Here is a 900-nt window from a genome sequence, read left to right as displayed (position 1 = left end):
TGGTCCGAGAACAATCCCTTCTTCAAGCAAGCTATCGCTCAAGGGCATTGAACCAGGCGCTTCACTACCAATATTCGCATGATGAGCGCGATTCACAACAAAGCCATGCAAAACATCAGATAGGAACAATGGTGCAATCATCGTTACATCTGGCAGATGCGTCCCACCCTTGAACGGATCATTCACTACGACCATGTCACCTTCTGACCAATCGAACATAGCAACGAGATCCTTCATGGCATACGCCATACTCCCAAGATGCACAGGAATATGCGCTGCCTGAGCTAAAATACGGCCCTCACTATCAAATAACGCACAAGAGAAATCGAGACGATCTTTGATGTTTGGTGACAATGCACTTCGTTGTAAGACAAAGCCCATTTCTTCACAGATCGTGTTCAATTTTCCAGAAAAAATAGCTAATTCAATTCCACTTATTTTCTCTTGCATTAATAACTCCACATTACTATTAGTTCGCGCCCGCAAATAAAGCACGAGAATACTTTGTCTTTGCTACACTTGATTCAGACGCAACTATAAATGAAAACGAACAAAACAATCATTAAACACATGATTGATTGAGAAATAACAAGATACACATGACAGATAATGCAGTAATGAATACTTATGGGAAGCTTGCCGTTTCTTTCGAGAATGGAGACGGCAGCTGGTTGTTTGATACCGATGGAAACAAATACTTCGATACATTTACCGGCGTCGCTGTAAGTGGGCTCGGACATTCCAATCCAGCCGTCGCCAAGGCAATTAAGCAACAATGTACCCGCCTACTTCATAGTTCGAATATCTTTCATTCAAAGCTTCAACAACAATTGTCTCAGAAGCTTTGCGAACTATCGGGATTGAACAAAGTATTTCTGTGCAACTCGGGTCTCGAAGCAA

2 protein-coding genes are annotated in these 900 nt (G+C 42.3%); one reads left to right on the top strand and one right to left on the bottom strand.

Going from position 1 to position 900, the window contains the following annotated elements:
• Nucleotides 1-450: hydantoinase B/oxoprolinase family protein (locus A3762_RS19315; protein ID WP_231878867.1), on the bottom strand; the 450-nt coding region annotated here is incomplete at its 3' end.
• A gap of 149 nt (nt 451-599) precedes the next feature.
• Here A3762_RS19315 and A3762_RS19310 point away from each other — a divergent pair.
• A partial coding sequence (locus A3762_RS19310; protein WP_156493602.1) for an aminotransferase class III-fold pyridoxal phosphate-dependent enzyme occupies nt 600-900 on the top strand: 301 nt, incomplete at its 3' end.

The sequence above is a fragment of the Oleiphilus sp. HI0125 genome (assembly GCF_001635355.1).
Note: the sequence above shows the minus strand (reverse complement) of the source record. Positions and strands in the feature narration are given on the sequence as shown.